At 69.0% G+C, this 4,552-nt stretch carries 5 protein-coding genes; 3 read left to right on the forward strand and 2 right to left on the reverse strand.

Going from position 1 to position 4,552, the window contains the following annotated elements; all coding sequences use genetic code 11:
- Both BGN97_RS02630 and BGN97_RS02635 read left to right on the forward strand, forming a co-directional pair.
- Nucleotides 1-678: ATP-binding protein (locus BGN97_RS02630; RefSeq protein ID WP_292697785.1), on the forward strand; the 678-nt coding region annotated here is incomplete at its 5' end.
- Nucleotides 675-1,364 (forward strand): response regulator, encoded by a 690-nt coding sequence (locus BGN97_RS02635; RefSeq protein WP_292697787.1) that lies wholly within the window; start codon nucleotides 675-677, stop codon nucleotides 1,362-1,364. The genes BGN97_RS02630 and BGN97_RS02635, both read left to right, overlap by 4 nt.
- Before the next feature lie 12 nt (nucleotides 1,365-1,376).
- Here BGN97_RS02635 and BGN97_RS02640 read toward each other — a convergent pair whose 3' ends face one another.
- Nucleotides 1,377-2,021 carry an FMN reductase gene (locus BGN97_RS02640; protein WP_292697789.1) on the reverse strand — a complete coding sequence of 215 codons (645 nt, stop codon included), beginning with the start codon at nucleotides 2,019-2,021 and terminating at the stop codon, nucleotides 1,377-1,379.
- A gap of 1 nt (nucleotide 2,022) precedes the next feature.
- Entirely contained in the window at nucleotides 2,023-3,222 is a 1,200-nt protein-coding gene (locus tag BGN97_RS02645; RefSeq protein ID WP_292697911.1) for an LLM class flavin-dependent oxidoreductase, read from the reverse strand.
- Between the two features lie 161 nt (nucleotides 3,223-3,383).
- Between BGN97_RS02645 and BGN97_RS02650 the strand changes: the two genes are divergently transcribed.
- Entirely contained in the window at nucleotides 3,384-4,511 is a 1,128-nt protein-coding gene (locus tag BGN97_RS02650; protein ID WP_292697791.1) for an acyltransferase family protein, read from the forward strand.
- Nucleotides 4,512-4,552 lie beyond the last annotated feature (41 nt).

The raw sequence follows: 4,552 nt of genomic DNA on the forward strand, positions 1-4,552 counted from the left end.
CGCATCGCGGGAGACCTGCCACCTGGCGAGGTCCGTGATGCGGTGTCGTCGTACGAGTCGTTCCGCACGCTCGGGGAGGCGCTGCGGGCGCAGACCCACGAGCACGGGAACCGCATGCACACCGCCGTCGCGCTGCTCGAGCTGGGCCGCACCGACGAGGCGATCGAGATCCTGACCGAGAACTCCCGGCAGAGCCAGACGCTCGTGGACCAGGTGACGGCCCAGCGCCACGGAGACCCGGCGGTGGGCGCGCTGCTGCTGGGCAAGGTGTCCCAGGCGAGGGAGCGCGGCATCGAGCTGCGCCTGCACATCGCAAAGGATGCCCCGTCCTCGGGGCTCTCGCCCATCGACAGCGTGTCCGTGATCGGCAACCTCATCGACAACGCGTTCGACGCGGCGGCCGCATCCGACGATCGCTGGGTCGAGGTCGAGATGCACCCGGCTGCGGACGGAGGCCTGGTGATCGCGGTGTCGGACAGCGGCGAGGGTGTGCCGGCCGAGCTGCGCGAGCAGGTCTTCTCGCCTGGCTTCTCCACCAAGCCCGCCGGGGCGGAGGGCCGCGGCGTCGGGCTCGCGCTCGTGCGCTCGGTCGTGGCGGAGGCGGGCGGCGTCGTCCGCATCCTGGACGATCCGAGCACGTTCCTGGTCGAGCTCCCCGCGCCGCGGAGCCGCCGATGATCAGGACGCTGCTGGTCGACGACGATGTGCTCACCATGGAGCTGCACCGCAGCTACCTCGCGCGCATGAGCGGGTTCGAGATCGCAGGCGAGTGCACGAGCGCGCGGGCGGCGATGACCGCGGTGCTGGAGCGTCCGGGAGCCCAGGCGTTCGACCTCGCTCTGCTGGACATCACCATGCCCGACGGCTCCGGCGTCGACGTGCTGCGCACCATCCGCACTCGGGCGGCCGCGATCGACGTCATCGCGATCACCGGCGTGCGGGATGCCGAGACGGTGCGGCAGATGGCGGCGCTGGGCGTGTTCCAGTACCTCGTGAAGCCGTTCCCGTTCGCGGTCTTCAGTGAACGGCTCAGCGCCTACCGGGAGCACAAGCAGCGCGCCCTGGCCACCGAGGGCGAGGCCACGCAGACCGAGATCGATGCGCTGCTGGGCCGTGTGCGCCCCGCAGTCCCGCTTCCCAAGGGTCTGGCATCCGACACGCTGGAGCGCGTGTCCGCCGTGCTGCGCGCCTCGGGCCCGCTGTCCGCGACCGGCGCCGCGAACGCGCTGGGCATGTCCCGGGTCGCCGCGCGCCGGTATCTGGAGCACCTCGCCGACGACGGGGTGGCTGTGCGCGAGGCGCGCTACGGCACGCGCGGGCGGCCGGAGACCCAGTACCGCTGGAATCTCCGGCCGCCGCGCTGACCGATCAGTGCCTCACTCCCCGGCGAGACCTCCGAGCAGGTGGCCGAAGGACTTGCCCTTGCCCAGGTACGTGTCGGGATCGAAGGGGTCGGCGTCGGTGACCGGTTCCTTGCGCGCGATCGCCTCGGCGAGCTCGCGCGCGCCGCGCTCGACACGGGCGCTGAGCGGCGCCACGTCGTCGGCATTCGCACCCCAGTCGCTGGATGCCGCGAACACCCCGGTCGAGACGGGCTCGGCGTGCAGGTAGGTGAACAGCGGGCGGATCGCGTAGTCGATCGCCAGCGAGTGGCGGGCGGTGCCCGCGTTCGCGCCGATCAGAACGGGCTTGCCGGTGAGGGCGTCGGGGTCGAGCACGTCGATGAACGACTTGAACAGGCCCGCGTAGCTGGTCGAGAAGATCGGCGTGACGGCGATGACGGCATCCGCCGACACGACCCGGTTGATCGCCTCCTCCAGGGGCGCCGGCGCGAAGCCGGTGAGCAGGTTGTTCGTGATGTCGTGCGCGAGGTCGCGGAGCTCGATCACATCCACCTGCACGTCGATGTCGCGCTCGCGCAGAGCCCTCGCGGTCTCGGCGGCCAGCCGATCGGCCAGCATCCGCGTCGAGGACGGGTTGGACAGACCGGACGAGACGACGGCGATGCGGCGCTCGCTCATCTCACGCCTCCTTCCGGGAGAGGCCGAACGCGGCGCCGGCGGGCGCCGGGGCGTCCTGGTACGGGGATCCCGCGGTGAGGTTGTCGCCGCGGTTGGCGGCGGGGCGGGCCTCACGAGCCGGACCGTCACCGTAGATCGCCTTCACGCGGGCCGCATGGGTCGGAGCGTCCGGCACCGTCGCGGGACGGTCCTTCGCGAGCTCCTTGCGCAGCACCGGCACGACCTCCTCGCCGAGCAGGTCGATCTGCTCGAGCACGGTCGTCAGGGGCAGGCCCGCGTGATCCATGAGGAACAGCTGGCGCTGGTAGTCGCCGAAGGTGTCGCGCATGGCGGCGTAGCGGTCGATGACCTGCTGCGGCGAGCCGACGGTCAGGGGCGTCATCTCGGTGAAGTCCTCCATCGACGGGCCGTGGCCGTAGACCGGGGCGTTGTCGAAGTACGGACGGAACTGGTTGACGGCGTCCTGCGAGTTCTTGGCGATGAACGCCTGGCCGCCGAGGCCCACGATCGCGGTCTCGGGTGCGCCGTGGCCGTAGTGGCTCCAGCGCTGGCGGTACAGCTCGATGAGGCGCTGGTAGTGCTCCTTCGGCCAGAAGATGTTGTTCGCGAAGAAGCCGTCGCCGTAGTAGGCGGCCTGCTCGGCGATCTCCGGCGTGCGGATGGAGCCGTGCCAGACGAACGGCTTGACGCCGTCGAGGGGGCGCGGCGTGGCAGTGAAGCCCTGCAGCGGAGTGCGGAACTTGCCCTCCCAGTCCACGACGTCCTTGGTCCACAGCTCGTTCAGGAGCGCGTAGTTCTCGATCGCGAGCGGCAGGCCCTGACGGATGTCCTGACCGAACCACGGGTACACCGGCCCGGTGTTCCCGCGCCCCATCATCAGGTCCATGCGGCCACCGGAGAGGTGCTGCAGCATCGCGTACTCCTCTGCGATGCGCACCGGGTCATTCGTGGTGATCAGCGTCGTCGAGGTCGAGACGATCAGTCGCTCGGTCTGCGCGGCGATGTACGCGAGAAGCGTGGTGGGGCTCGAGGAGAAGAAGGGCGGGTTGTGGTGCTCGCCGATGGCGAAGACGTCGAGGCCGACCTCTTCCGCATGCGTGGCGATCGTCACCGCCGCCTGGATCCGCTCGCGCTCGCTGGGCGTGATGCCCGTGGTCGGGTCCTGCGTGATGTCGCTGACCGACATGATGCCGAACTGCATACCGGCTGTCTGGGTGCTGTTCTGAGCGTCCATGGTTCTGATTCTCCACTCGGGATGCGGTGGCATCCGTTTCTATTCAAATGAATGTACTTGGTGGAACACCGCAGCCGCAAGGATATTCCCGCAGGCGCCGGAGAAGTCCGGCCGGGTAGCCTCGAGGGATGAGCAGTGCCGACCAGCATCCGCCCACGACGACGCCGACGGGGACGATCCGCGGGCGGCGGCGCGTTCCGTTCTGGGACAACGCCCGCTTCGCCTGCGTCGTGCTGGTGGTGATCGGGCACGGTACGCAGCGCCTGATCTACGACTCCGACATCTCCTACGCGTTCTACCTGTGGATCTATGCGTTCCACATGCCGGCGTTCGCGATAATCTCCGGCTACTTCTCCAAATCGGCGAGCCCGACGAAGCGTCAGATGGCTCGCGTGATCACCGACATCCTGGTGCCCTATGTGATCTTCGAGGGACTGTGGACGCTCACCAAGTGGCTGGTCGAGGGTCGCGCGGATCCGAACCTCACACAGCCGTCATGGACCCTGTGGTTCCTGCTGGCACTCGGCATCTTCCGCCTGGTCCTGCCCTATCTGGCCCTGCTGCGCTGGCCGCTGGCCTGGGCGCTGGCGATCTCCGTGGGCGTCGGCTACCTCAGCAATGTCGACAGCACCTTCTCGCTCTCGCGCACGCTGGGCCTGATGTTCTTCTTCACGCTCGGCTGGTGGCTGCGCGAACGCGACGTGGTGCGCCGGTTCAGCCTGATCGACTACCGCCCGTGGTGGCTGCGCGCCTCCGCTGTCGCCGTGCTCGCCGCGTGGGCTTTCGTGTGCTGGCGCTGGCTGGCGTTCTGGGACGACGTCGATCTGCGCTTCTGGTTCTTCTACGACGACTCGTACTCCGGGCTCTCCGTCGATCAGTGGTGGGCTGGAGGCATCCGCCTGGGCCTGATGGCGCTGGCGATCCTGCTGAGCGCGTGCTTCTTCGTGCTGCTCCCCCGCCGCGCGCAGTGGTGGACCACCTTCGGTCAGTACACCATGTACGTCTACCTGCTGCACTCGTTCGTGCTGTACCCGTTCCGCGAATCAGGTCTGCTGCGCGGGCTCGACCCCACCTGGATCTGGCTCCCGCTGATCACCGTGCTCGCGGTCGCCATCGCGTTCCTGCTCGCCTCGAAGCCGGTGCGGAGGGTGTTCCGCCCGCTGATCGAGCCGCGCCCGAAGTGGATGTTCACGGATGCCGCGCTGTCATCCGGATCGGACCACCGCAGCGATCCCACCGGCTCGCGTCGCGGATAGACGTCACGCGTCGCGGAAGAGCGCCTCACCCACGTAGGAAC

This window comes from Microbacterium sp. 69-10 (genome assembly GCF_001897945.1).
Classification (GTDB): Bacteria; Actinomycetota; Actinomycetes; order Actinomycetales; family Microbacteriaceae; genus Microbacterium.

Coding starts and splice junctions, on each gene's coding strand:
- BGN97_RS02640 (WP_292697789.1), bottom strand. CDS start 2,021: ATGAGCGAGCGCCGCATCGCCGTCGTCTCGTCCGGTCTGTCCAACCCG.
- BGN97_RS02635 (WP_292697787.1), top strand. CDS start 675: ATGATCAGGACGCTGCTGGTCGACGACGATGTGCTCACCATGGAGCTG.
- BGN97_RS02645 (WP_292697911.1), bottom strand. CDS start 3,222: ATGCAGTTCGGCATCATGTCGGTCAGCGACATCACGCAGGACCCGACC.
- BGN97_RS02650 (WP_292697791.1), top strand. CDS start 3,384: ATGAGCAGTGCCGACCAGCATCCGCCCACGACGACGCCGACGGGGACG.